The organism is Streptomyces hiroshimensis, from assembly GCF_014650335.1.
Lineage (GTDB): Bacteria > Actinomycetota > Actinomycetes > Streptomycetales > Streptomycetaceae > Streptomyces > Streptomyces hiroshimensis.
Genome location: NZ_BMUT01000003.1, coordinates 520532 through 545449, shown reverse-complemented (window position 1 = coordinate 545449; position 24918 = coordinate 520532). Strand labels below are relative to the sequence as shown.

Sequence of the window (24918 nt, the reverse complement as noted above, 5' to 3'; positions counted from 1 at the left end):
GGCCGATGGCCGTGGCCGCACTTCGGCTGGTTTCGGTGCTGCTGAGCCGCGCTTCCGCAGGCCACTGTGACGGCAATGGTCCGTCGAGAAGGGTGAGAACATGCGCGATCGCAGTTGGCTCGTCGTCGCCGTGGCAGCACTGACCGCCACGCTGGGATCCACAGGAGTCGCCGACGCCGCCGCCCCCGGCGCGAGACCCGCCGCCGGGGGGCAGCAGTTCGACACGTACAACGCCTTCACATCCCGCTACAGCGGCCGCTGCCTCGATGTCGCGGGTGGCAGCAACCGCGATGAGGCGAACATCCAGCAGTGGGACTGCGTGGGCGTCGCCAACCAGCACTGGAAACTCGCGCCGACCGGTGACGGCTACTACTACATCACCGCTCAGCACAGCAATATGTGCCTGGATGTCGATACCCGCGCGGCCAACGGCGACTACGGAGGCAACGTCCACCAGTACCACTGCTGGGGAGGCGCGAATCAGCAGTGGCGGCTGGACTACATCGGTGACGGCTACTACTACGTGATCTCACGGCACAACAACAAGTGCCTGGACGTGGACACCCGCCCTGGCAATGTGAACGGCGCCAATGTCCACAACTGGACCTGCTGGGGCGGAAACAATCAAATGTGGAGGATCACCCCAGCCTAAAGGTGCCTAAAGGTGCCTGAAGGTGCCCGAAGGGCGGGTGGCCGGCTCGGGTTCTCGCTAGACGACCTGGAAGTTGCCCATCATGGCCATGTCCTCGTGTTCGAGGTTGTGGCAGTGCAGCATGTAGCGCCCCTTGTACCCGGTGAACCGTACGAGGACTTCCACCACCTCGTACGGGCGGACGTCCACGGTGTCCTTCCAGCCGGCATCCGCCGGGGCCGGCGGTCTGCCGCCTCGGGCGACGACCTGGAACTGGGCCAGGTGTACGTGGACGGGGTGGTGGAAGTCGCTGCTGAAGCGCCACCGCTCGACACTGCCCAGGCGTGGGGATGCCAGCACGGTGTCGGTGCTGAACGGCCGGCCGTTGACGGTCCACATCTGCCGGTCTTCACCGGTGTCGGTCCGGCGGAAGTCGAAGGCCCGCACCGGCATGCCCTTGCTCGGCGTGAGCTTGTCGAAGGAGGCGGTGAGGCGGGCCGGTATGCGGCTGTCGTCCCGCGCCTTGCGGACGACGTGGAAGCGCATGACGTCGCGCATACTGCCCTCGGCCACCGTGTTACGCAGGGTGATCCGGCTGCCGGTGGGAAAGCCGGCGAAGTCGAGGACGACGTCGCACCGCTCACCCGGCGCCATGTCGACCGTGTCGAGCGGCCGGGGGGCGTCCAGCAGGCCGCCGTCGCTGCCGATCTGGACGAACCGCCCGCCCCTGCCCCCTTCGGCTCCCAGCCGGAGCCGGTAGCGGCGGGCGTTGGAGGCGTTGAGGAGGCGGAAGCGGTAGCGGGTGGCGGACACCTCCAGGACGGGCCACGGTGCGCCGTTGACGAGCTGGACGTCGCCGAGTACCCCGTCGGGGAAGGCGTCGTGGCCGTGGCCGTGGGCGGGATAGCGGAACGAGCCGTCCTCCTCGAAGGACCGGTCGCACAGCATCAGCGGGATGTCGCGCTTGCCGCCGGGCAGCGGGAGCCGGTCCTCCTCCTGGTCGCCGATGAGGAAGAAGCCGGCCAGGCCGCGCCAGACCTGCGGGGCGCTGTGGTCCATGCGGTGGTCGTGGTACCAGAGTGTCGCGGCCCGCTGCGGCAACGGATACTCGTAGTCGCGGTAGCCCACGGCGACCCGCCCCTCGTGGGCGCTCGCCATGCCGCTGTGCGCCTCGCGTGCCCGGCCGGGTGAGCAGCGGGCGGGTAGCAGCAGGTCGGTGGGGTAGCCGTCGGACTCCGGCGGGGTGACGCCGCCGTGCAGGTGCGTCACCGTCGGGACCGTGAGGCTGTTGCGTACCTGGAGCACGGTCCTGCGCCCGGAGCGGGCGGCGAAGGTCGGCCCGGGGAAGATTCCGTCGTACCCCCACACCGTGGTCTTGCGGCCCGGCAGGATCTCTACGCGGCCCTCGCGCTGCTCGACCTCGTAGACGTCCGCGCCCCGCTCGCTGCGTACCGGCCGGGCCACCGGCGGCACCGGCAGGGGGACGCCGAACGGCTTGGGCAGCGGCCCCTTACTGGCCAGGATCCGGCCGGTGGACGCGCCGGCCAGGCGGGACCAGCCCGCCGCCCCCACGGTCACCGCTGCCCCGGCCCCCGCCGCCAGCCCGAGGAGCCCCCGTCGGCTCAGGCGCCTCACTCGGTCACCCCCGCCACCCCCGTCACAGGCTGTCCCGCCTGCCCGGCGGCACCGGTGCGGTGGGTGAACGCCCAGTACGCCAGGGCCGTCGCGCAGCCGAAGACGGCCATCCCCAGCGGCATGTGGCCCGCCAGCACGCGGGCTTCGCCGAGCCCCTGCTGCACGCTCACCAGCGCCACCAGCACCGCGCCCGCGGCTGCGGGCCAGCCCGGGGCGGCGAGGCGCCGCCACACCACCAGCGCCGCGACGGTCAGGGCGCTGAGCACGCTCGCGTTGGCAGCGTGCCAGGTGAGCAGGTCCAGATCGCCGGTGACGAACAGCCCGGCGAGCGCGGCCTGCACGAGCGTGTCCAGCAGCACCGCCACCGCAACAGCCCGTAGCACACGCATCGGCCACCGCGGCTGATGTCGCTTGCGCCCCGTCACCGGCCGGCCCCGCCGGCCAGCACCTGCTCGTACTGGTGGAAGCCGTCCTCGACCCCCAGGAAGACCTCGCCGAAGGTGAGGTACCCCTCGGCGATGACCGGCGTGTCCCGCAGGGCCTCGATCAGGAAGTAGTACGCGCCCAGGTCCCCGGTCTCCAGCACGACGAAGTCCGAGATACGGCCGCTGAACGCCTCGGCGTCGAAGAAACGGGCCCGGACCCGGTCGGCGTAGGCGGCGAAGACCGGCTCCAGATGCGCCTCGCGCATCGCGTTGCGCCCCTCGCGCGACAGCGTCAGCCACCGCTCGGTGACCGTGTAGGTCAAGACGATGCCGTACTTCATGAGAACTCCCCGCAGCAGTTGTGAACACCGTTAACTTTCGAGGAGGAGCTAAAGTGATAGGTGTTAACTTTGTCAAGGGAAGGCGGGCCGAGCCCGATGTCCAGCACTGCGGGAACCCGTACCGGCCGCCGTCACCGGGTGCGTGAGGAGGCCCTGGCGGAGATCCTGCGCACCGGCCGGCGGCTACTGGTCGAGGAAGGGCCCGGCGCCGTCACGCTGCGGGCCATCGCCCGCGAGATGGGCATGACCGCACCCGGCCTGTACCGCTACTACGCCGGCCACCGCGACCTGATCCAGGCGCTGACCTCGTCCCTCTACGACGAACTGGCCGTCGCCCTGGCCGCGGCGCGTGACCGCCACCCGTCCGCCGGGCCCGGACGGCAACTGCGCGAGGTGTGCCGCGAACTGCGCCGCTGGGCACTCGCCAACCCCCGCGAGTTCGGACTGCTGTTCGCCAAGCCGGTCACCGACGCCGACACCACTCCGGGCACGGTCGCCCACGACTCCGGCTGGCGCTTCGGCGGCGTCATCCTCGAGCTCATGGTCCGGCTATGGCACGGCGGAACCGTCCACCCGCCCGCCGGCCTCGATGCCGCCTGGGTGGCGCAGCTGGAGGAGGTGCGCGAGCACCTCTCCGGCGAACCGGTACCGCTGGAGGTCATCTACGTGTTCGTCGCCTGCTGGACCCGCCTGTACGGGACGGTCGCCGTGGAGGTCTTCGGTCACCTCGACTTCGCCCTCACCGACCCCGAACCGCTCTTCGAGCACACCCTCGACGACATCCTGACCGCCCTGGGCGACACTGCCGGCCGCATGTCTTCTGATGTCTTCTGATGTCTTCTGCAACGGGAACGCCCGCCGACCTTGTCAGCGGAAACTTCAGTGCCCAGGTCGGCGGTCATGTCCACTGAAGCAATGAACGGAGCCCGACACGGGCGGCTGCCGCGCCGACACTCAACCGGCACCGGAAGCCATGATGGGGGTATGGCGTGCAGGCCGGGCGTAGTACGTGGCCGACCGAGGACGACCGAAGCTGACCGAGGACGACCGCGGGCCGGTAGAACGCCCCCTTCGACTGTTTCGAGGCGAACCTGATCCATGACCACATCACGGGACCTGATGATCATCGCCATGGACGCGGCACCCGACCGACCCGTGGAACAAGGCGACCTGTCGCTCGCCCTCGCAGGAGCCGAGGTGATCGATCTCCTCGATTGCCGGGCCGTCACCCTGGACGGCGATCACATCGTGCCGGGCCCCCGGCCCACCACAGCCGACCCCCTGCTTGAACAGGCCGCATCGTCGCTTGTCCGCGAGGTGCCGCCGTACGAGTCGGTCGGCGACTGGCTGTGGCGCAGAGGCCGGGACCTGTCCGCGGCCTATCTGCAGGCGCTGGAAGCGGAAGGGCTGCTCAGCCGGCAGCGCCGTGGGATGTCCTTCAGGGCCGGACCCCTCGTGCTGGCCGATTCCTCGGAGCGTCGCGCGGCGGCGGACCGCAGGGCATCGGGTGAGCCCATCCTGACCGCCCTTGCAGAAGCCATCGGGATCCAAGGCGAGGGCGGTGAGGGCGGAGAAAACGGCGAGGGCGGAGAAGACGCTGCCGGCTTTTCGAGTACGGACGATGATGCCGTGGACACCGTCCTCGCTGCTGTGATCGATGCGCTGATGCAGCTGGAGGCCCTACGGCAACGGCGTGCCATCGAGCAGGCCGCCTTCGACAACATCTGGCGAGGCGACTGACATCGCTCGGTATCCGTCGGTATGCCTCGGCATCGCCGACATCGCTCGGCATCCCTCGGTGTCCCTCGGTGTCCCTCGGCGCCTCTCCCGACGCCTGCCCTGATCCCTCGGACACCCCCTGGCTAAGGTGGACGACAGCACATCGTGAACCGGAACAAGGAGCAGACGTGAGCGAGCCGGCGTCCATCGCCCTGCAGCAGGAGATCGCCCGGGAACTGGAGGTCGCCGAGACCTTCGAGGCCGAGCGGGAGATCGAACGCCGGGTGGCCTTCCTCGCCGAGCGGCTGACCTCCACCGGTCTGCGCTCCCTCGTGCTCGGCATCAGCGGCGGCGTCGACTCCACCACCGCCGGCCGGCTGTGCCAGCTCGCCGTCGAGCGGGCCCGGGCCGCCGGCCACGAGGCGCGGTTCTACGCGATGCGGCTGCCCTACGGCGTCCAGGCCGACGAGCCCGACGCCCAGCTCGCGCTCTCCTTCATCCGGGCCGACCACGTGCTGACCGTGGACATCAAGCCCGCGAGCGACGCCGCGTCCGACGCCGCGCTGGCCGCCGGCGTGAACTTCCGCGACGCCCACCACCAGGACTTCGTACACGGCAACATCAAGGCCCGGCAGCGCATGATCGCCCAGTACGCGGTGGCGGGCGCGCACGACGGCCTGGTCGTCGGCACCGACCACGCCGCCGAGGCGGTCTCCGGCTTCTTCACCAAGTTCGGCGACGGCGCCGCCGACCTGGTCCCGCTGACCGGCCTGACCAAGCGCCGGGTGCGCGCCGTCGCGGACGCGCTGGGCGCGCCCGCCGAGCTGGTGTGGAAGACCCCGACGGCCGACCTGGAGACCCTCGACCCGGGCAAGGCCGACGAGGACGCGCTCGGGGTCACCTACGACGACATCGACGACTTCCTGGAGGGCAAGCCGGTGGGGGAGCGGGCCTTCGAAACGATCGTCACCCGCTACCGCCTTACCGACCACAAGCGTCAGCTGCCGATCGCTCCCTAAGGCCTGCTCGGCGGGTTCTGTGGCTGTCATGAGCCCGAGCCCGGAGCGCGCAAAGACGACCCCGGCCGTCTGACCCATCAGCATGACGATGTCCAGTGCGACGGCCGGGCGTCCTGGGGCCTGCGGACCGTATGTCTTTCAGCGCCATGGAACCGGATGACACTGTGGTTGCGCACCACATCGGGCCGGTCGTCGCCCCGGCCTAGGGTGCGGGCATGACCGCGCCCCACTCCCCGAGTCCGGAGAATCCACGGAGCCTTCCGGACCCCTCCTCGTCCGACCCTTCCGGCCCTTCCATCTCTGCCGTCCTGTCTGTTTCGTCCGCCCCACAGCCTCACCCGGTGCGCACCGCACTCGACTTGCGCGGACGCACCGCGCTCGTCACCGGGGCCGCGGGCGGCATCGGAGCCGCCTGCGCCCTGCGACTGGCCGCCGCCGGAGCCCGGGTGCGTGCCCTGGACCGTGACGCTCCCGGCCTGGACGCCCTCCGCGCACGGGCGGCGAGCCTGCCCGGGGCCGTCGAGGGAGTGCTCCTCGACCTCACCGACCTCGATGCCGCCGAGCAGGCGGCCGCCGGCGCCGACATCCTCGTGAACAACGCCGGTACCCAGCTCGTACGCCCTATCCAGGACTTCCCGCCCGAGGAGTTCCGCGCCGTCCTCACTCTCCTCCTGGAAGCGCCCTTCAGGCTGCTGAGGGGCGCCCTGCCGCACATGTACGAACGGGGCTGGGGCCGCGTCGTCAACATCTCCTCCGTGCACGGGTTGCGGGCCTCCCCTTACAAGTCCGCCTACGTCGCCGCCAAGCACGGCCTGGAAGGACTGTCCAAGGTCACCGCCCTCGAAGGAGCGCCCCACGGAGTCACATCCAACTGTGTGAGCCCCGGCTACGTGCGCACCCCCCTCGTCGAGAAGCAGCTCGCCGACCAGGCTGCCCTTCACGACATACCCGTCGAGAGCGTCCTGACGGGGATCCTCCTGGCGGACTCGGCCGTCAAACGCCTCATCGAGCCCGGCGAGGTCGCCGAGGCGGTCGCCTACCTGTGCGGACCGCACGCCTCCTTCATCACCGGCAGCACTTTGACGATGGACGGCGGATGGACCGCCCACTGAACGAGCAGCGCTCACCGGTCGCTGGCGCGCCGCCGGACGGCGGCGGTAATCCTGTGCGCATGTCCGATGATCACGCCGATCACGCCGATCACGCCGAGACCGAGACCCCGTACCTCGCGCTGCTCGCGCGCGGCGCGCCCGCCGGGGAGTACGAGCATCCGGTGCTGCGCGCCCGCGCCGACGGGGCAACGCCGGACCGGATCGCCGCCCTCGACCGCGCCAAGCACCTCGCCCTGCGCGTACGGGCCGAGCTGGAGGACCGGCGGCGGCGCGAGGCCGAGCTGTCGGCCCTCTTCGCGACCGCCCACGACCTCGCCGGCCTCCGCGACCTCGACGCGGTGCTCCACGCCATCGTGCAGCGGGCCCGCACCCTGCTGGGCACGGACGTCGCGTACCTCACCCTGCACGACGCGGCCGCCGGCGACACGTACATGCGCGTCACCGACGGCTCGGGCTCGGCCCGCTTCCAGCAGTTACGGCTCGGAATGGGGGAGGGGCTGGGCGGACTCGTCGCACAGACCGCCCGCCCCTACGTCACCGACGACTACTTCGACGACCCTCGCTTCCAGCACACCCGGGCCATCGACTCGGGCGTCCGCGACGAGGGCCTGGTCGCGATCCTCGGCGTGCCGCTCAAGCTCGGCAGCCGCGTCATCGGGGTGCTCTTCGCGGCGGACCGCCGCGCCCGGGCATTCGAACGCGGGCAGACGGCGCTCCTCGCCTCCTTCGCCGCACACGCCGCCGTCGCCATCGACACGGCGAACCTGCTGGCCGAGACGCGTTCCGCCCTCGCCGGTCTGGAGGCCGCGAACGAGATCATCCGCGACCGCAGCGCCGTCATCGAGCGCGCCTCCGACGTCCATGACCGGCTGACCGCGCTCGTGCTGCACGGCGGCGACGTACACGACGTCGCCGCGGCCGTCGCGGAGAGCCTGGGCGGGCAGGTCACCTTCCTGGAGGCGGATCAGTGCCCCGCGGCCGCCGTGGACCGCTCTCGTGCCGTACGCCACGAGGACGGCTGGTACGCCGCCGTCTCCGCAGGCGGCGAACTCCTCGGGGCCCTCGTCCTGCACGGGCACCCCGCACTCGACCCCGTCGACCAGCGCACCCTGGAACGGGCGGCCATGGTCACCTCACTGCTGCAACTCGCCGGCCGCCAGGCCGGTGAGGCCGAACAGCGGGTACGGGGCGAGCTGCTCGACGACCTCCTCGACGCGCCCGGCCGCGACCCGCGCCTCCTGAGGGAGCGGGCCGCACGCCTGCGCGCGGACCTGGACACGCCGCACGTGGTGCTGGCGGCGAGAGTGGCGGAGGGCGCAGAGGCTACGGCGCCGGATCCCGGCTCGGGCCTTGCGGAGGGAGCCCCGTCCGCCGACCACCGGCAGCGACTGTGGTCCGCGGCGTCCCATCTGGCGGCGACCCGGCACGGCCTGGCCGCGGCCAGGGACGGCGGCACGGTGCTCCTGCTGCCTCACGACGGGCGGCACAGCGCGTCCGAGGAGGCCCGCCGCGCCGCCCGGCAGCTGGGCGCCGCGGTCCCGGCCGGCGTCACGGTGGGCGCCTCCGCGCCCGTACCCGCTCCGGCGGCCGACCCCGGGGCCGTGGCCGGCGCGTACGCTGAGGCGAGGCGCTGCCTCGACGTGCTGCACGTGCTCGGCCGGGACGGGGAGGGCGCGGCGGCCGACGACTTCGGCTTCGTGGGCCTGCTGCTCGCCGAGGCGGGCAGCGGGGGCGGGGGAGGAGACCGCATCGACCGATTCGTGGCCCGCACCATCGGGCCCGTCGTCGACTACGACACACGGCGCGGCACCGTACTCATCCCCACCCTGGACGCGTACTTCGCCGGCGGCATGAGCCCGGCCCGCACCAAGGACGCCCTCCACGTGCACGTCAACACCGTCGCCCAGCGCCTGGACCGCGTCGGCTGCCTGCTGGGCGCGGACTGGCAGACGCCCGCCCGGTCCCTGGAGATCCAGCTGGCGCTGCGGCTGCACCGTCTTGCGGCGCCGTCGCCGCCGTCGGATCGTCGGGCAGACCACCGAGGTCACGGTGGCGCGTCTCCGGCGCGAGACCGACCGCGACCACCGTGACCACGACGGCGGCGATCACGTACACGGCGACCGGCGTGCCGCTGTCGTACTCCGCGAGCAGCGCGGTGGCGATCAGCGGGGCCGGTGCCCCGGCGGCCACGGAGGAGAACTGCGCACCGATCGAGGCGCCCGAGTACCGCATCCGGGTCGCGAACATCTCCGAGAAGAAGGCCGCTTGGGGCGCGTACATGGCCCCGTGGAGGACCAGCCCGACCGTGACCGCGGCCACGAGCCCGCCGAAACTCCCGGAGTCCACGAGCGCGAAGAACGGAAAGGCCCAGAGCCCCACGCCCGCGGCTCCGATCAGATACACGGGCCGCCGCCCGATCCGGTCCGAGAGGGCGCCCCACGCGGGAATGACCGCGAAGTGCACGGCGGAGCCCACGAGTACGGCGTTGAGGGCGGTCTGCTTGGCCAGCTGGGTGTGCTCGGTGGCGTAGACGAGGATGAAGGCGGTGATGACGTAGTAACTGATGTTCTCCGCCATACGGGCACCCATGGCGACCAGGACGTCACGCCAGTGGTCCCGCAGCACCGCGACGAGCGGGGGCTTCTCCGTCTCACCCGCCGAGGCCCGCGCGAGGGCGGCCTTGAAGACCGGCGACTCGTCGACCGACAGCCGGATCCACAGCCCCACGATCACCAGCAGCCCCGACAACAGAAACGGCACCCGCCACCCCCACGACGCAAACGCCGCCTCGGACAACAGCGCCGTCAGCGCGGACAACACCCCGGTGGCGAGCAACTGCCCGGCAGGAGCCCCGGTCTGCGGCCAAGCAGCCCAGAACCCCCGCCGCCGCGCATCCCCGTGCTCGGACACCAGCAACACGGCCCCACCCCACTCCCCACCCAGCGCAAACCCCTGAACGAGCCGGAGCAACGTCAGCAACACGGGCGCCAGCGACCCGACGGCAGCATGAGTGGGCAACACCCCGATGGCACACGTAGCACCCCCCATCATCACCAAACTCACCACCAACAACCGCTTCCGCCCGAGCCGATCCCCGAAGTGCCCGAACACCAACGCCCCGACGGGCCGCGCGACGAAGCCGACGGCGTAGGTGAGAAAGGAGAGCAGAGTCCCGACGAGGGGATCGGACCCGGGAAAGAAGAGCCTGTTGAAGACGAGCGCGGCAGCAGAACCGTAAAGGAAGAAGTCGTACCACTCGATAGTGGTCCCGATGAGGCTCGCGACGACGATTCTGGAGAGCGAGTTGGGAGTTGGGGTGAGTAGGGGAGGGGCAGCCATGGTCATCACTTCCGGGTGGGCGAGGGACGCGTCATTGCGTTGCCACACCGTAGGAAGGGGCAGGTCAGGGGGCCTATATGGTGGGGGGCCACACTTCGGAGGCGGGGTGTGAGGGCAGCACCCATGAGGGGGCCCTGCGGGCCCTGTGGATCACTCAACTCGATTTAGGAATCCGGCGCGGAGTAATGTCGTGATTGGGATGATCTGGCACTCAGGTGCTGACTCCCGTGCTGACTTGGTGCTGACTAAAATCCCACGTCAGCACCCCTGGTCACCTCTCCCGTGCTGACTTGGTGCTGACTACGCAGCGTTGAACTAGGGCATTCGGCGCGCATCACCCCGCTGCCGAGCGGGCGAAGGTGTTCTTCCGTGGATGTGATTGCCCGAGGCGTGGAGTGCGGGCCCGGCGGATCGCCTGGCTCGGATCTTCAGTGCAAGACGTCCCGCTCTGCATGTCGCGTCAGGAAGAGTTCGCCGGACGTAGGTGCTGTTGGCCTCCTGCTATCGGGAGTCCCTGCGGGTCGCGGACGAGCTGGGTGCGCGGACAGTGGCGTTCCCGGCGATCTCCACGTGTGTCTATCGATGGCCCGTGGAGGACGCGGCCCGCATTGCGGTCGAGACGGTGCGGCAGACGCCGACGTCGGTGGAGGAGGTCCGCTTCGTCCTCTTTGGCGAGCAGGCGTACGAGGCATTCGCCGCACAGGTGAGGTGACTGACCTGCCTCTCCGCCGGGAACCATTGCCCGACCTGAGCCCCCTTCAGAGCCGCTGGGATGCCACCACGCCATCAGGCAGCGGCATCCTGACGGGTTGCTTTTCGGGGACGTTGGTGAGCATTTTCATGTGGGTCTCCTCCAGGAACGGGCGGTGAGGTCGCTGACCTGCATTTCCGCAGGTCAGCCGTGGTGAAGGGGGTGGTTGATCTTGACAGGCTCTGGCGGTCGGTGGCGGTCTGTGACGGTACTGATGCTGACCTAACGCTGACTTTGCTGACGCTCCATCAGCTGAATCGTGGGCTACTCAGCGTGATGGTCCTAGCGTACTGAGACTGGTGCGCCGAGAAACTCCGGTGCCTCAAGAGCCGAGCATCATCAGGTGGAGGCCGTCTCGACTGCTGTGGTGAGTGTGGCGGCCAAGGGGAGGGGCGCTGCGAAGGTGATGGCTGCGCGGGTCAGCGCGTGGGGATGGCGGATTCACGCATCGCCGACACTTCACGAGATGACGCCGCCCCGCCGCTGCCAGCCCGCCTACGCCGAATGCCTCGAGGTCCTGGGGCTGCGGCTGTACAACCTGGGACAGCTCGAACAGGCCCGCCGAGTCTGCGCGTCGGCGGCGCGCGAGTGGAAGCAGATCATCCGCAAGGATGTCCGCCCCACTCGCCGGCTCATCGACGCGCTGCTGGGTGTGGGGCGGCTGTGGTCAGAGACGGGGCGCGGCGACCGTACGCTGTCCGCGTTCCAGCACGCCTCCAGCCTCGCCTTCGAACTGGCCAAGGCCGACCAGTTCGCAGACGCATCCCAGGTCCCGCGTCTGGGAGATGACGCTCGCACCGTTGTCGCCGCTGACACCACGAGGTGTAGGCTGCCGACAGCCATGCGGATCCCGGGCTGAAGCGCCGGGTCCGACAGCACCTCACCTCCGATCCACGCGGACGAACCAGTAGCTCGTGCGACACATCGGATGCCAGGGTTCCCTCATTCTTCTGCGGCCCAAGCACGTGTGCGTGCCGGGACCGCTCCTGAGATGCGATGTGAGACAGAGATGATCCATTCGTTCATCGCCCACACCAGCCCCGGGCGCAGCAGGGTGTTCGCCCTTGTAAGGAGTCCTGCAGACGAGCTGGAGGCAGTGACCACACTGGGAGCGGGCGATCTGCACCTGACCGGGGAACTGGTCAGCGCGCTCAACTCCTTCCTGTACGACCGAGACGACAGCGCTCTCGGAAAGGTGCTGGACCGTGTCCCGAAACCGGTGCGCATGGCCGCACAGCAGTACCTCAGGAACCGGTGCGAACCGGTGATGGGGGCCTTCACCGAGTACGGGCCGGTGGAGGTCGTCCGTGAGGCGGTGTACTTCTCGCAGATCGACGCGGAACTTGAGGAGTACCTCGAAAGTGCCTACATGATCGGACTCGGGATCCGCATGTCGAATGAGAGGCTGCGCGATGGCGGCGTCGGGTGGGTCATCCGGCTGCTCAACGACGAGGTTTCCGTGCGGGCCAGCGCCGAGCCGCGTACCTGGGCCCTGCCTGAAGGGGCGAAGCTCGCACGGACCTGGACGAGTAGGCAGATGACCGGCAGTGTCGGTCCTGTGCGTGGCGCGCTCCAGGTTGCGGTGGATGCGACGGATCAGGGCCGGTGGGTGCGGATCCACACGCTGCTGCACAGCCGCTACGACGTCGACTTCGAGGGCAGCGGAACCTCGGAGTTCGTCGTCGACGTCTTCGACTCTCCCATCCCGCTGAAACAGCGGGGCGAGTGAGGCCGGGGGCTGTTGCCCCGGCTGCTCGCCGGGCCGCCTGGGGCCGGCGGGAGAGAGATTGCCTGTAGCCGTTGCCGCCACGAACGTGAACGAGGCGGCAACGGCCGGCCGGTCCGCCTTGCTCTGGCCGTCTCTCAGCTATGTACGGGGCTGTGCTGTCCGCAGTGGCGCAGGCCATGCCGAAGGTCCTCATCGCCGGTGATCAGTCGGACGACCTGCTCGCGGGGCTGCGGCCCGGGCCCCTCGGCCATGCGGCAGACCTTGCCGGGCGGCTTCGACGGAGTATCAGACGGCCGGTTCGCGAGCTTCGGGCGGCTGGTCCAGTTGTTGTTCCCGGCGCCTTTGCTCCACCCTGAGGGTTTCGACTCTGGCGGTGAGCAGGGCGAGGTTGGCTGCAGGGTCTGCACTGTCGTAGGGCGGCAGAGCGAGGTGGAAGGCGTTGGCGTGCTCCTCGATCGAGTCCGCTGTCTGCTGCAGGTTGAAGCTGCGTTCGCGGAACTTGTAGTACCCGGTGATTCCCGCGCAGATGGCGACCAGCATGGTCAGGCCGATGATGATCGATTTGAGTGGCTGGGCGGTGTCGCTGAACGCTTGTGCCCCAGCGTTGGCGATCGAACCGACGATGATCAAGAGCTGGAAGAAGTTGTGCCGCCGACGGTAGCGGTGGCTCTCCTTGCGTAGCTGATCCAGCTCCTCGGGGATGGACTCGCTGTAGGCGAACTGCCTGTTGCGGATCGGGATGTCGAGCGGAGCGGCATCGATGAGCCGGTTCTCGATTGCGACTTCGAGATTCAGCTCCAGTTCCTCGCGGGTGAGCCGGTCGCCGGGTGTCCCGGGCTGCGGGCCTGCGTGCCTGATCGTTTCTATCCACGAGGACCCGACGAACCCGATGACACATACGACGCCCAGGAGGATGAGCACCGTGTTGATGGGGGCCATGTCGAAACGGCGCCACGTCAGCGCTGTGGGGACAGCGACGCCAAGGACGCAGAGCACGCCACCCGCACCGAAGCTGTACATCAGGCGCTGCCTGAACCTGACGTCCCGAATATGCTGACGCCACTGCAGAACCCGCTCGTTATGCTCGCGCAGGCGTGCGGCTGGCCCTAGTGACAGCGGAGCCGACATCCATCTCCCCCTACCGTTTTACTCTTCCCGGTCCCGCCTCGGCCTCGATCTTCAGCGCGGCAAGCCCGCAGGCAGATCGTCTTCGTCGGCGTATCGGCACGATAGGGCCACGGCCTTGCGCAGGGGGTGGAGTTGCATCAGTTGGCCACAACGCGATCTTCGGACCCTGCGTGGCTTCGTTTCCGTCGGCTCAGCCGTAACGGCCCCTGCCGTGATGCTGGCCGCGTTGTCAGTGGGAGAACGTAGGATCTGCCGATCCTCCCGCGAGGCGTCAGCATTCTGAGACCGCCCGAAGGAGGCTCGTCGGTGGGTCAAGGAACGCGGGGAGGGGCGGTCGGTGAAGGCGGAGCTTGAGGAAGCCATGGTCTGGGGGCGGCAGAAGCTTGGGGAGATGGGGGTCTTCGCTGTCGATGACGGTCTGCGCTGGGCTGCTGCTCACGGACTGGTTCTGTCTGTGTGGCGTAATGGCCCGGTCGAGGACGCGCATGCCGCTCGGCCGACCAGTCGACGCAAAGACATGCCTGACGGGGTGATGTTCGCCCGCAACACCTGGCTCACCCGGCAGGCATTCGATGTGTTGGGATCGACGCGTCAGTACCGTCTGTACGGGCTGGAGCGTCTGATCCTGGACCGCGACACCGAGTGGCCCGGATGCGGCGGAACGCTCACGGACTTCGGCTGGGGCTACCTCGGAGAGATCCAGAAGCACGTGAAGAAGCGCATCGACCAGTTCGCGTACTTTGAGGAGATGCTGGAGCCGGAGGACTTCCTCGTCTTCGCCGCAGCTCCTCAGATCGGCACCCATATTGATCACTATGGCATGCCGCAGTGGCCGACCTGCGTGGAAGCGGCCCTGCGCCGGCTGCGCGGCGAGGATGAGGAGTTCCTCCACAAGTGGGGCGACTTGATGGAGCGCATCGGGCCGGCGCCCGACCGCGTCACCGCGGACATCAATACGGCGGGCCAGCTTCTGCTGGAGTCGCCCTGGGAGCTGGGCGCCGACGTCCTCGAGTGGTTCGCCTGGAACCCTGTCCTTAGCAAGCCGGACATTCCCTCGTAGCGCCTCGCGCCGCCTGTTCGATTCGAGGGCTACGGCGGCGGGCGGCGTCAGCGGTGTTGCGCGCGGACGGTGTCGACTCGCGTGAAATCGTCAGGCATCTCGTCCATGAGCAGGCCGCCGGGGTCCACGAGTGCCGCCACCATGGGGTGGAGGTCCTGGCCGGCGGGGTCGTCCTGGCTGGCGTGCCATCGCGCAACCGCCCGGCCGGCGCCTGCCATCAGGTCGGCAAGCTGGAGGGAGAGGTGGTCCACCGAACGGCCGCGGACCAGGCTCTGAAGGTGGCTCTGCTTGATCAACCTTTGCACCAGGCCCACGGCTGTCGCCCCGCGTTCCAGGACGTCGAGTTTGTCGTCGGTCAGCAGCCGTTGGTCGTCCGCAAGGACCTGGAGCTTGCCGCCGTAGCGGATCGAGGCGTGGAGAATGACTGTCGGCACGGCGGTGACGAGCGGATCGGTGGGCCTCGGCCGGACGTTCACAGGCGAAGGCTTCGGCTTCGGCGCGGGTTCTCGCAGTATCTCCAGGACCCGTGTCGCCTTGTTCGCCTGCAGGGGCTTTACGGCGGCGGGCGTAGGCGTGGCACTGCTGGATGACGGTGAAGAGGTCGTCGACGGTGACATGGTCGCCCGTACGGTTCTTCTTGGAGAAGAAGCCCACGGCGGTGGCGATGAGTCGGTCGAAGCCGTCGCTGCCCATCGCCCGGGGGCCTTCGGTGGCCAGGTCCAGGGCGAACTGCCGGGCGACGCCGTTCATGACGATGTCGATGCCCATGGCGTTGAACCGCTCCTCCAGCAGGAGGTCGACAAGTTTGGCCGCGACGAAGTAGTGCTTGTCGATCACGTATACCGAGGCGCGGTCATGGAGCGGACCACCGGGTGCCAGCAGGTCGCCCAGGAGGTGACGGCGCCGGCCCGCAGCCGGGCCGGCGAACATCTTCTGGAACTTCAGCTCTGTCGCGGACTTCTGGATCCCCGCCTTGACACGCAGGGTGTCCACGATGGCGGCAGCATCGGCGTCATCAATGGCCACCGAGCCCAGGATCATGTAGCGGTCGCCGCCGTGCAGCTGATCGCCGTGGTAGCCGGACTCGTCGATGGCGATCCACCGCCCGGCCCTGGCCCGGTCGTCGGTCGGTTCCAGACGGCTGCGACGACTGAAGTTCGCTCCGAGCAGTCCCGTCCCGGCGTTCGGCGCATGGTCACGTTCGATCATCCCGCCATCCTCGGCGCACGACGCCGCCCCGACAAGCTGCCCGACTGCTCCACCCGACTCCCGTGCCTGCTGCTGCGCTGCAGGCACGACGAGCATGCCGGTGAAGTCTCTTTCTCGCAGCTGGGCAGGGATGACGGGCGTATCGCAGACGAGGGGTGCGCCGCGCAGTTGTAGCGTCGGTGTACCGGTCCGGGGAGGACTGGACCGGGCGCAGGAGACATCCCGGATGCTCCGTGGCGCCGGCAGAGGGTGCGGGGCACCCACTTCGCCCTTCATGATCGTTCTTGATCCGCACCATGTGGTCCTCCAGCCGGCGGGGCAGCACCGAAGGGCTCACCGTGCCCTCCTCGCTCCGCCGCCGGGCAGACCACCTCCGCGCCGCTGGCGAGATCCGTTCCCTTGCCGGCGCCGGCATCGCCGGCACGACGTCGACGCTCCCGACGCCGACCGCGGCCTTGCGGCTCGGGTGCAGGCCGCATGCCGTGAGCTGCTCCTGTCGGCCTGCGGGAATTGCTGTGCAAGTCAGCGCTGCATGAGCCGGATGTCGGGGTACTGGCGTTCGTCGGCAGGCCATGGAACGGCCCACGGCTGGTTGTCCCCGTCCCGCAGGAGGGTGACGATGTTGCGTCCGTCGTACAGCTCCTCGAGGGGCTGACCCGTGACATGGGACAGAACCTGTGCGTAGTCACCCACGTCGAAGGGATCGAAGACGAACTTGGTGGACATGCCCTGGAGGGGCAGCGTCATGACATCGACGTGGTTCTCACCTGCATACAGAAGGTGCTTGGGGACGCGGTTGAACAGGGTGGTCATATAGGCGGCCAGGGCAGCCACCTCATGGAACTGCTGTGGGTGGAGGACGAGTTGTCGGGCCGCCTCGAAAGCCGGGACAGTCACGGCCTGGGCAAGGGCACCCCAGTCCTGGAGCACGGCGACGACGGCGGTCGCTCCGACTCTGATGGCGAAGAACGGGAAGTTGATGATGTCCACGTAGTCGAAGCAGTGGCGCGGGTCGGTGGGCTCCTGCGCCTGGAAAACGAACACGGAGGCCGGATGCTGATCTTTTTGCCAGCGTACGGCGCCGCGGGCCGCCTGCAGCAGCAGGTGGTGCATGCGGAAGGTGGTCAGGAATTCGGGCGAAACGATGGAGCCGCCCTGCGGGTCGCGCCGGTCAGCGAGGAGCGACAGTTCCCGGAACATGAGGCCGTAGTAGATCTTGCCCATCCACAGGAACAGGGTGGTGGCGTCCAGGGCCGCAACCGCTTCGGGGCCCTCGGCGAAGGCGTCGCCCACGGCTTGTTCGATGCGGGACAAGTGTTCGTTGTTGCAGGTGCTGCAGCAGGGAATCTTCATCTGCTTGTACGGCATCAGGGTGCCGTTGAGCAGTGTGATCTTCTCGTTCCACAGGTCGCACCGCCGCAGCAGCCACTGGGGGAAGACATGCTCGTCGGTCCGGCCTCCGGCAAGGTCGGCCCCGCACAGGAAGCATCGGTCCTGGGTGAGCGCCTGGTCGCGGTCCCACTGGTAGAGGAAGCCTGGTATCTCGTTCTGATCGTCGGTCTGTGACACGGGCCGACCCTAGACCAGCTGGCGAGCCTTATGGGCAGGGCAGCGTCGCGACCGGCCGCGCCAGACGGTTCAAGGCTGCCGAACACGTCGTGACAAGTTCCTTGAACCCTTGGCGTCCGTCCTGCAGATTCCGCGGCTCAATCTTCGTTCGTGTTACGGCCAGTACCATGGTCACGAGGTCACTCTGTGCCCGTACCCAAGCATCGCCAGGCTGGTCGAGGCGTCTTCGACTACCAGCGCCCCGCTTTGCTGCGTCCTTGGCCGAGGCATGCGGGGAGTTCCAATACCCGACTCCACCATTATCCCGCAGCCGGGACAGCATCCACGACTTCCTGGACATTGAGACCGCCCGCGCCTCAGCCGACGCCCTCACCACGCTCCACGCCGACCTGGAAGACGGCGCCGGGATGTCCGGCCCGGCCGCCCGCCGTGCCATCCACGCCGCCGCACAGGCCCCCGCCTTCGCTGGCACCGTGATCGACGCTGTTGAAGAATGCGTTCTTCAGGTCCAGGTGGCGCTGGGTGAGCGCGTTGCGGGGAACACTAGCCTCGGTGGCGAGGGCGACGATGGTCAGAGCGCCGTTGGAGCGCCGTGCCCGCGGCCAGACGCCCGGCAGCGAGATGAGGCTGCGCAAGCAGATCACCAAGCTCAAAGAGCTCCGGGCCGCCGACGCCGAGGAGCTCACCCAGCTGCGGGCGGATGTCGACAATCTCGTCGGCGCACTGCACCAGCTGCAGATGGAGAACCGGCAGCTTCGCCAGCAGCTCGCCCGGCCTGACCCGCGCGTGCGCGTACTGCCCACCCAGCCGAGGCCGCCCGCTCGTCACTGACCACCCGCCCGCAACACCGTCCGCCCGGGCGGGCTGACGCAACCCGGCAGCGCTGGCGCCCCTTCTACTTTGCGGTGACGGCCGCAGGTTGTCAGAGGCCTGTGGTGTGCTGGTTCCTCCGGTGCCAGTGCCGTCAACTCTCTTGGGGGTGCACGTGGTTGTTGTCGACAGCAGTGCGAGGAAGAGCCGCAGGGTACGGGAGAGGAGGCGAAGTGCCACCGCCGGCCGGGCCCGCCGGCTCCGATCTTGCCCGGTTCGGCAGGGTGGTGGGCGGTGGTGATGTACCGGCCGACGGCGACGCGCCGCCTGGCCCAGCGCACGCAGCCGCTGGTGTTCGGGGTCCCGGTTCTTAGGGCGCTCGCTGTCACCGCCCTCGCCATCGTGGGGACCGCTGCGGCTGTGGCCTTCATCGTGGCGTGCCTGTGGCTGTCGGACCGCCACTGGGTCCTCGCTACCGCCTTGTCCCCGGCCCTGTTCCTTCTCGCCTGCTGGGGCAAGGAACGCAACGACATCCGTGAGGAATGGGACAGGATTCGGGGCCCCGGGCTACGCCTGCAGTTGCCGGACATCGATGCTCTGCACCATCGAGAGTTCGAGATCGCGATACGCGACCTGATGCGCCGGGACGGCTTTCGGGCCGAACAGCTCGGCGGCGCCAATGATGACGCCTGCGACGTCCGTGGGGTGGACCCCGACGGGCGGGTGTGGGCACTGCAGTGCAAGCACCGGCGGGACGGGCTCCGCGGAGCGGCGACCGGCACACCGGTACTGCAGCAGGTCAAGGGAACCGCCGGGTCGGTTCACAAAGCGGACTTCGCGGTCGTGGTCACCAACGGCCGTTTCTCCTCCAACGCCCTCACCTGGGGTCAGACCCATGGCCTCCACCTCGTCGACCGGAAGAAGCTCGGCCAGTGGGCCGCGGACGGCCGCCTGCTATGGGAGGTTCTCGAGAAGACCCCGCGCCCGCGCAACGCCCCGTCCCGGCCCCGGCGGCCCCGGGGTGCGCGCCGGGCAGCGGTCCGTGCCGCCGCCCGGCGGGCGGTGCCGCTGCGGCGGCCTGGTCAGCCGAAGACCAGGCTCCGGAAGGTGTTGCGGATGTCGGTTAGGGGCTGGCGGTCACGGGTGTAGCAGAGCTTATTCGTCAGCAGGACCGCCCACGTCCCCTGCTTGGGGGAGATCCACATGCCGGTACCGGTGAACCCGTAGTGCACATACGTGCGGTCGGCGGGGTCGGTACCGGGGGCGGGGAAAGCGTCACCCACCTCTGACCGGCACACATCCGCCGGCACTAGGAGAGAACGCCGGTCCGAACGAAACGCAGTCGCTCGGACCGGCCGTCAAGACCCAGTCCCACCCTGCCGCCAGAGACCGGCAACCTACAGCAAGACCTACTAGCGATCCAGGGCGTACCGCCCTCAGAACGCCAGATCTCTCACCGCGAAGAGAGGGATCTAAGGCTGAGCGCGCCTCCGCACCCCCAGTCACCCCCAGCCGCAGGCCCCTCCCCCCCCCCACGCCTGCCACGGCCGCGCAGCGTCTCGCCGAGCCGTTGCAAGACTTCACGAGAGGGGAATTCCTCAGCTCTGTCCGGGACCTGAAGATCGTTCCGCTCCTAGTGATCCTTTCGCAGGCTTCGTCCGGGGGCAGTCGCCGAGCGCTCTCCGGGAGATGGATGCGAGACGGTCCGCATGTAAAAGAAGCGTGACTGTTTGCGTATGGGAGGGCACGCAGTTTCGGCCAAGGGCGGACGATTGGGCCATGGCCGGGCGCGTGCAAATGTGGATCGGCGGAACTATCGCAGGTGTGGCTGCGGCGGTCCTTGCAGTGCATCTTGCGGTGGCGGGGTTGGAAGCCGCGGACAAGTGGGCCAGTGTCTTGAGCTTGTTCGTGGGCCTGGCCGGGCTGGGCGTGGCTCTGGCTGGTCTGCAACGCAACCGTCAAGAGAACAGCAAGCAATCCGTGGAGGACAGCGGCATCGATGGCAACCTCTCCATGGTTTCCGGAACAGGTGGAAACGTGAGCATCACACGCCGCCTTCGCAGCCGTCGCCCGGCCGGTGGCGCGCCGACGGTCCCGATACCACCTGCCGGAGCGCCCTCGGCGCCGAACAGCGGACAAACCGTGCGTAAAGTCACCACGTCTGGTGACGTCAGCATGGTTCAGGACACGGGCGAGAATGTAGATATTAAAGAGGTCCCGTGACTGCTGAGGGGCCCTGGCGCCGCTGGTGGCCGAGCCACGGAAAACGGACCGCCCGGGCTTCGCAGGTGGTCACCTCCTCGGTCGTGTTCGGGTCGCTGGTAATGGTTCAGGACACCACCGGCAACGTGGACATCAGTTTGCCCGCGCCAGTCTCAACCGCTCTGGCGTCACTGCCCCCTGTGCCGGCGGGCTTCACCGGCCGGGACCAGGACCTGGCTGAACTGCTGGAGGCGCTGGCCTCCGGCTCGGCCGCTCCGGCGGGAGCGGGAGCGGCCGTATCAGTGGCCGGACTACCCGGCGTGGGTAAGACCTCTCTCGCTCTGGCAGCTGCTCACGCCGCGCGTACCCGAGGCTGGTTCGCCGGGACGCTGTTCGTCGACTTGCGCGGCTACGACGAATCCCCCGTCGAGCCTTCTCAAGCCCTTGAGAGGCTCCTGTGTCAACTGGGCGTTGCCCAGCCGTTCCCGCCGACCTTGGAGGAACGGCAGGGCCTCTATCTCTCGCGGCTAAGCGCCCTCGCTACCGCCGGTCGAGGAATGCTGGTGGTGGCGGACAACGCTTCCCATGTAGAACAAGTGCGCCCATTGCTGCCTGCCCACGGCCAGCACCGACTGCTCGTCACCTCGCGGGACAGGCTGCCCACCTTCGAGGCGCGACTAATCGAGTTGCACGTTCTGACCCCCGAGGCGGCGGTGCGCGTTCTCGATGCAGCACTGAGGATCACTGACCCTGCCGACTCCCGCATCACCAGTGACATAGACGCGGCGCAGACCCTGGCCATGCGGTGCGGGTATCTGCCGCTGGCCTTGCGTATCGCCTCTGCTCGGCTCATCGCCGACATGGGACAACAGGCGGCCGCGCTGGCCGCTGAGCTGGAGGAGATCCGTTCTCGACTGGAGCTTCTGGACGACGGGGAACGCGCGATCCGCGCATCCTTCTATCTGTCCTACCGCCACCTGCCCGCCGCCTTGGCCGAGACCTTCCGGCTGCTAGGGCTCAACCCGGGCGTGGACATTTCCACCGAGACTGCAGCAGTCCTGTCTGACGCTCCCCCTGAGGCGGTGAAGCGGCTGCTGACTCAACTGACCCAGGCCCATCTCCTGGGGCGAGGCCAGGCCCAGGGCCGGTGGCGCATGCACGACCTGATCCACGCCTACGCCGGAGAGCAGGCCCGTGCCCACGCTCGGGGCCACCCACGGGTCGCACGCACTTACCAATGGACCCAGCGCCGGCTACTGGAGCACTACACGGCTCATGCGGAAGCCGCCAGTACACACTTTGATCCCGATCCGGCCGCAGCCAGGTCGCCGCGGTTCAGCACCCGGCGTCAGGCTGCGGACTGGCTCGACGTGGAACTTCCCAACGTCATCGCTGCTTTCACAGGCCCGATGCCCTCGGAACAGAAACGGATCATTCTCCACCTTCCCCGCACCATGGGCAGCTACCTCAACGCCTACAGATACCTCGACGAATGGCTCATCATCTCCCAGACCGCCGTCCAGGTCGCACGAGAGCTCAGTGACGAGGCAGCCGAAGGTGTCGCCCTGGAAGCATGTGGAACAGCCCTCAGTGGACTCCGCCGGATGCGCGAAGCCGAAGAAGTACTCAACGGGGCTCTAGAAATATCCCGACGCACACGCAACCGCGACCTTGAAGCCCTGACCCTGACCGATCTCGGCAATCTCGCAAATTCCATTAACTGCAGAACATGCGCCCTTGACCATCACAGGAAAGCGCTGAAAGTTTTCCAGTCACTGCAAGACGAACGCGGTGAAGCAGCAGCCTGGAGCAACCTCGCCCTGTCATTAATGTTCGCAAATGTGCCTGACGAGGTGCTCAATGCACTGGATCGTGCCGACAGTATATACCGCCGACTCGGAGACGAAGACGGCTCTGCCAAGGTTTTGATGACCCGAGGCATAGCCCTAGGGAAACTCCGACGGTTTAACGAAGCGATCACCTGCTTCCGTACGACTGCCGCAGCATGGCGCGAACGGCACCAGGAATACGAAGAAGCTTCGGCGCTGAGCAACCTGAGCTGGACCTTGCTGGCAGCACGGAAACTTGATGAGGCCATCGTCGTCAGCCGGAGCGCGGTGGAGATAAGCCGCCGGGTAGCGCAGAACAGCCATGGCGAAATTCCCTCCCTAGGCTTCGTCGGCGCGCTCAATGCATACGCGGAGGCCCTGTACCGCTCGCGCAAGAACCTGAGTCAGGCTGCTGCAAGCATCAACGAGGCGCTTACCCTGCTCGAGCAGATCCCCCATCCGGGTGGACACCTGGAGGCGGCCCACTTCACCGCCATCAGAATTCTCAAAAGGCTGCGGCGCGGCAGGAAGAACGCGAAAATCCGACGTCAACTCTCAGCACACCTCGGTCCGACGGTAAATGCATCAGTTCAGCGACAGGGGCGATGGACGTCACGTTGGCGTGGAATAACGCTGCTCCAAACCGCTTGGGTCGCCGTGGTTTGGTGCGGTTTCTTTCATGCGCGCCAGGCCAACACGTCGGTATGGCTGCTGATCCTCTACTGCGTCGCCGGACTGATCGCCACGGGGTTCATAAAGATCAAGCCGCGTACCAAAACCCAAGGAAGCCTCATGCAGACTGGGCATCCCTCGAATATGGAGATTAGCTGCATGCCCAGGCTTTTGCCAGCCCTCAGCCTAGTCGTGTCTCTCTCCATTCCTCAGATGCTGGGTCCGTTCAATACAGCTGGTGACCTACTTGTTCGCATGCTGGGATTGTCCTGACCCGCCGCGCCCACGGTGTGGCGGCACCCTTGCACATCACCGCGCGTCTGAGGAGCCAACCGGAATACGCCGGAAATAGGCAACAGTCGGATCAACAGGTGGGACGGATCTTGTGAAAGAGCTGATTCCGGTGGTGGCCGGGTTCCTGCTCACCACGGTGCTGGGCGGACTGCTGGGCTCCTTCTTCCAACGTCGCGCTTGGGCGCATCAGCATCGTGTCCAGACGCAGGACCGGGAGCGGGCTGTGCTGGTATTCGAGGAGGTCAGCAGGCTGCTGGACAAACGCCTCTACCGGGGCGGCCTTCGTGGAACTGGGCGAGGCCGTGGAGGCCATGTGGAGGCGGTTCAACAGCGGCACCGGTACGGCAAGCCGCGAGCGGATCAACGACGCGCTGCTGACCGCGCTCGGAGGCAGATTTACGCTTACAACCTGGACATGATCCGGGCCATCCAAGGTGGAGCAGTCGGCTGGTTGGTCGAAGAGAACCGCCGCCTGCCAGGGCGAGACAGTGGGAACCGGTCGGCCTGATCGCACCCGCACACCAGGCCACAACGCGCTCACTCACGACGCCCCGGCAATGGCCATCGCCGAGGACGGCGTCCAGGACCTCGCTGGTGAAGGAGGGGCAGATCCAGATTGCCTGGTGCCGACGCTAATTCTGCTGGAGGCGATGGTGGTCGTCTTCCGCCGTAGCACGGGGCACTGCTTGAGGTCGGCAGCCTGTTCGGGGGGGGCGAGGCGGACCAGGTCGGCGGTGAAGCGGGGCAGGGCCTCGTACGTGGGCACAGCGAACTTCTCCAGGAAGCACGAAGCCCCGGCCCCGACCGGGGGGTGCTGTTCGTGGCGAAGGGCGTCGGTGACGCGGTGCGTTCAGCAGTGGGGGTTGTCGGGGGGTGTTGCGCGCGGAGGCCCTGGGCCTCGGGCCGCTTCGGCGACTGCATCCAGCCGCCACGGGTCGGCGGTTACGGTGAGTTTGCCGGACGGGGGCGGTCGCTCTCGACGCTGGGCCCTCCGCTGGTCACCCCGTAGACGCTCGAGGAGGAGGCCACCACCAGGCGCGGGACGTGCATGCGGGTGGCCGCGTCCATCACGCGCTGGGTGGCGAGGATGTTGGAGCGGACGTACTCGCTGAACTGCCATCCCCATGACGGGCGCACACCGGGGACGCCGGCCAGGTGGAAGACGACGTCCGCGTCGACGAGCAGCGGGTCGATCGCGCAGTCGATGAGGTCGGCGGTGACGGGGATGTAGCCGTCGCGGCCGTGCAGCACGCTGAGGTTGGCGGCTGTGGACTCGTCGCTGGCAGGGCCGCGCCGGTCCACGCCGATCACGGTGGCCCCCGCCTGGAGGAGAGTGTGTGCGAGGTGGGAGCCGATGAACCCGGCCGCGCCCGTCACGACCGCGCGCCGGATGACCGGTGCGGTGACGGCGGGGTGGATCTCTGACATAGGGGACCTCCGAAAG

23 protein-coding genes and 3 pseudogenes are annotated in these 24918 nt (G+C 68.3%); 16 read left to right on the top strand and 10 right to left on the bottom strand.

The window, feature by feature from the left end:
- Positions 1–100: 100 nt before the first annotated feature.
- Positions 101–652, top strand: a complete 552-nt coding sequence (locus IE241_RS10770) for an RICIN domain-containing protein (protein ID WP_190021453.1) — start codon at positions 101–103, stop codon at positions 650–652.
- A 57-nt stretch (positions 653–709) separates the two neighbouring features.
- Here IE241_RS10770 and IE241_RS10765 read toward each other — a convergent pair whose 3' ends face one another.
- Genes IE241_RS10765 through IE241_RS10755 form a run of 3 tightly spaced genes read right to left on the bottom strand, consistent with a single transcriptional unit; the run spans position 710 to position 3032 of the window.
- On the bottom strand, positions 710–2266 hold the full coding sequence (locus IE241_RS10765) for a multicopper oxidase family protein (RefSeq protein ID WP_190021452.1): 1557 nt from the start codon (positions 2264–2266) through the stop codon (positions 710–712).
- Positions 2263–2649: a hypothetical protein gene (locus tag IE241_RS10760; RefSeq protein WP_190021451.1), complete on the bottom strand. Its 387-nt coding sequence runs from the start codon at positions 2647–2649 to the stop codon at positions 2263–2265. The genes IE241_RS10765 and IE241_RS10760 overlap by 4 nt, the downstream gene beginning before the upstream one ends.
- 38 nt (positions 2650–2687) lie before the next feature.
- A complete protein-coding gene (locus tag IE241_RS10755) occupies positions 2688–3032 on the bottom strand; it encodes a darcynin family protein (RefSeq protein ID WP_190021450.1) in 345 nt (114 codons plus the stop codon).
- Positions 3033–3128: 96 nt separating this feature from the next.
- Here IE241_RS10755 and IE241_RS10750 point away from each other — a divergent pair, with 96 nt between their 5' ends.
- The 5 genes and pseudogenes from IE241_RS10750 to IE241_RS10730 form a co-directional block, all read left to right on the top strand.
- On the top strand, positions 3129–3866 hold the full coding sequence (locus tag IE241_RS10750; RefSeq protein ID WP_190021449.1) for a TetR/AcrR family transcriptional regulator: 738 nt from the start codon (positions 3129–3131) through the stop codon (positions 3864–3866).
- A gap of 264 nt (positions 3867–4130) precedes the next feature.
- On the top strand, positions 4131–4772 hold the full coding sequence (locus tag IE241_RS10745; RefSeq protein ID WP_190021448.1) for a GOLPH3/VPS74 family protein: 642 nt from the start codon (positions 4131–4133) through the stop codon (positions 4770–4772).
- Between the two features lie 167 nt (positions 4773–4939).
- A complete protein-coding gene (gene nadE / locus IE241_RS10740) occupies positions 4940–5770 on the top strand; it encodes an NAD(+) synthase (protein WP_308433665.1) in 831 nt (276 codons plus the stop codon).
- 308 nt (positions 5771–6078) lie between these two features.
- Positions 6079–6882, top strand: a complete 804-nt coding sequence (locus IE241_RS10735; protein ID WP_229899104.1) for a 3-hydroxybutyrate dehydrogenase — start codon at positions 6079–6081, stop codon at positions 6880–6882.
- A gap of 59 nt (positions 6883–6941) precedes the next feature.
- Positions 6942–8891, top strand: a pseudogene (locus tag IE241_RS10730) (helix-turn-helix domain-containing protein); the annotation flags it as partial.
- Here IE241_RS10730 and IE241_RS10725 read toward each other — a convergent pair.
- Complete coding sequence (locus tag IE241_RS10725; protein ID WP_229899101.1) at positions 8773–10221, bottom strand: MFS transporter; 1449 nt, start codon at positions 10219–10221, stop codon at positions 8773–8775. The pseudogene IE241_RS10730 and the gene IE241_RS10725 sit on opposite strands and share 119 nt — an antisense overlap.
- Positions 10222–10708: 487 nt before the next feature.
- Here IE241_RS10725 and IE241_RS10720 point away from each other — a divergent pair.
- The 3 genes and pseudogenes from IE241_RS10720 to IE241_RS10710 all read left to right on the top strand — a co-directional run.
- Positions 10709–10933, top strand: a pseudogene (locus IE241_RS10720) (macro domain-containing protein); the annotation flags it as partial.
- Between the two features lie 505 nt (positions 10934–11438).
- Positions 11439–11831, top strand: coding sequence for a hypothetical protein (locus IE241_RS10715; protein ID WP_190021445.1), 393 nt, complete (start codon positions 11439–11441; stop codon positions 11829–11831).
- Positions 11832–11939: 108 nt separating this feature from the next.
- The gene (locus IE241_RS10710) at positions 11940–12701 is read left to right on the top strand and encodes a hypothetical protein (protein ID WP_190021444.1); all 762 of its coding nucleotides are present in this window, start codon (positions 11940–11942) and stop codon (positions 12699–12701) included.
- A 285-nt stretch (positions 12702–12986) separates the two neighbouring features.
- Here IE241_RS10710 and IE241_RS10705 read toward each other — a convergent pair whose 3' ends face one another.
- Positions 12987–13829, bottom strand: coding sequence for a DUF4231 domain-containing protein (locus tag IE241_RS10705; RefSeq protein ID WP_190021443.1), 843 nt, complete (start codon positions 13827–13829; stop codon positions 12987–12989).
- 337 nt (positions 13830–14166) lie between these two features.
- Between IE241_RS10705 and IE241_RS10700 the strand changes: the two genes are divergently transcribed.
- Positions 14167–14889 carry a hypothetical protein gene (locus tag IE241_RS10700; protein WP_229899075.1) on the top strand — a complete coding sequence of 241 codons (723 nt, stop codon included), beginning with the start codon at positions 14167–14169 and terminating at the stop codon, positions 14887–14889.
- Positions 14890–14936: 47 nt separating this feature from the next.
- On the opposite strand, the gene IE241_RS10695 is transcribed toward IE241_RS10700, so the two are convergent.
- Positions 14937–15323, bottom strand: coding sequence for a hypothetical protein (locus IE241_RS10695; RefSeq protein ID WP_190021442.1), 387 nt, complete (start codon positions 15321–15323; stop codon positions 14937–14939).
- On the opposite strand from IE241_RS10695, the gene IE241_RS10690 reads away from it, so the two are divergent.
- Positions 15310–16272, top strand: a complete 963-nt coding sequence (locus IE241_RS10690; protein WP_190021441.1) for a hypothetical protein — start codon at positions 15310–15312, stop codon at positions 16270–16272. The two genes, IE241_RS10695 and IE241_RS10690, sit on opposite strands and share 14 nt — an antisense overlap.
- Positions 16273–16620: 348 nt before the next feature.
- Here the strand turns inward: IE241_RS10690 and IE241_RS10685 are convergent, their stop codons facing one another.
- Together IE241_RS10685 and IE241_RS10680 are read right to left on the bottom strand one after the other, a co-directional pair.
- The gene (locus IE241_RS10685) at positions 16621–17667 is read right to left on the bottom strand and encodes a hypothetical protein (RefSeq protein WP_229899072.1); all 1047 of its coding nucleotides are present in this window, start codon (positions 17665–17667) and stop codon (positions 16621–16623) included.
- Between the two features lie 356 nt (positions 17668–18023).
- A complete protein-coding gene (locus IE241_RS10680) occupies positions 18024–18302 on the bottom strand; it encodes a hypothetical protein (RefSeq protein WP_190021525.1) in 279 nt (92 codons plus the stop codon).
- On the opposite strand from IE241_RS10680, the gene IE241_RS10675 reads away from it, so the two are divergent.
- Positions 18289–18498, top strand: coding sequence for a hypothetical protein (locus IE241_RS10675; RefSeq protein WP_190021440.1), 210 nt, complete (start codon positions 18289–18291; stop codon positions 18496–18498). The genes IE241_RS10680 and IE241_RS10675 overlap by 14 nt on opposite strands.
- A 279-nt stretch (positions 18499–18777) precedes the next feature.
- Complete coding sequence (locus tag IE241_RS10670) at positions 18778–19626, top strand: restriction endonuclease (protein WP_190021517.1); 849 nt, start codon at positions 18778–18780, stop codon at positions 19624–19626.
- On the opposite strand, the pseudogene IE241_RS34140 reads toward IE241_RS10670, so the two are convergent.
- Positions 19560–19745, bottom strand: a pseudogene (locus IE241_RS34140) (serine hydrolase domain-containing protein); the annotation flags it as partial. The gene IE241_RS10670 and the pseudogene IE241_RS34140 overlap by 67 nt on opposite strands.
- 511 nt (positions 19746–20256) lie before the next feature.
- Between IE241_RS34140 and IE241_RS10665 the strand changes: the two are divergent.
- The 3 genes from IE241_RS10665 to IE241_RS10655 all read left to right on the top strand — a co-directional run bounded on the left by IE241_RS10665 (position 20257) and on the right by IE241_RS10655 (position 23982).
- Positions 20257–20700: a hypothetical protein gene (locus IE241_RS10665; RefSeq protein WP_190021439.1), complete on the top strand. Its 444-nt coding sequence runs from the start codon at positions 20257–20259 to the stop codon at positions 20698–20700.
- Positions 20697–23453: a tetratricopeptide repeat protein gene (locus IE241_RS10660; protein ID WP_190021438.1), complete on the top strand. Its 2757-nt coding sequence runs from the start codon at positions 20697–20699 to the stop codon at positions 23451–23453. The genes IE241_RS10665 and IE241_RS10660 overlap by 4 nt, the downstream gene beginning before the upstream one ends.
- A 112-nt stretch (positions 23454–23565) precedes the next feature.
- Positions 23566–23982, top strand: a complete 417-nt coding sequence (locus IE241_RS10655; RefSeq protein WP_190021437.1) for a hypothetical protein — start codon at positions 23566–23568, stop codon at positions 23980–23982.
- Between the two features lie 434 nt (positions 23983–24416).
- On the opposite strand, the gene IE241_RS10650 is transcribed toward IE241_RS10655, so the two are convergent.
- Complete coding sequence (locus tag IE241_RS10650; RefSeq protein ID WP_190021436.1) at positions 24417–24902, bottom strand: NAD-dependent epimerase/dehydratase family protein; 486 nt, start codon at positions 24900–24902, stop codon at positions 24417–24419.
- Positions 24903–24918 lie beyond the last annotated feature (16 nt).